General features: G+C 57.1%; 1 pseudogene. It reads left to right on the top strand.

Going from position 1 to position 780, the window contains the following annotated elements:
• Positions 1 to 767, top strand: a pseudogene (locus tag TRM7615_RS25280) (IS5 family transposase); the annotation flags it as partial.
• Positions 768 to 780 lie beyond the last annotated feature (13 nt).

The following is a 780-nucleotide window of genomic DNA, read 5'->3' as shown; positions in this document are numbered from 1 at the left end:
ATGGCCCGTCTGGAGCCCTTCTTCCCCAAGTCCCACGGGAAGCCTCGCGTGGACGACCGACGCGTCCTGAGCGGGATTATCTTCATAAACCGCAATGGGTTACGGTGGCGGGACGCAGCCAAGGAATACGACCCACACAAGACACTCTACAATCGTTGGAAGCGGTGGAGCGACAAAGGGATCTTCGCCGAGATGTTGATTGGTTTGGCCGCTGATCATGGTGAAGAAAAGACGGTCATGATCGACGCGACGTATCTCAAAGCCCATCGCACGGCGTCCAGCCTGGGCGTCAAAAAGGGGGGCGTGGACGCCTAATTGGCAGAACCAAGGGCGGTATGAACACGAAGCTGCACGCTATCTGTGACGGCCAAGGTCGCCCATTGAACCTCTTTGTGACTGCCGGTCAGGTCAGCGATTATATCGGCGCACGGGCTCTCGTTGGCAGGCTGCCAAAGGTGGATTGGCTGCTCGGAGATCGCGGATACGACGCCAATTGGTTCAGAGAAGTGTTGAAAGACAAGGGGATACGCGCCTGCATCCCAGGTCGCAAACAGCGCAAGAAGCCGGTGAAATACGATAAGCGTCGCTACAAACGGCGCAACCGCCCCTGTCGTGACATCGCTGCGCAATGCACTGCCGGGCAGTGATGTGAGATCATGTTCGGGAGGCTGAAGGATTGGCGGCGAGTAGCAACACGATATGACCGGTGCCCGAAAGTCTTCCTGTCGGCAATCGCTCTCGCTGCAATCGTCATTTTCTGGTTATGAGTCCTGAGCCTAA

It is taken from the genome of Falsiruegeria mediterranea M17 (assembly GCF_900302455.1).
Lineage (GTDB): Bacteria > Pseudomonadota > Alphaproteobacteria > Rhodobacterales > Rhodobacteraceae > Falsiruegeria > Falsiruegeria mediterranea.
Note: the sequence above shows the minus strand (reverse complement) of the source record. Positions and strands in the feature narration are given on the sequence as shown.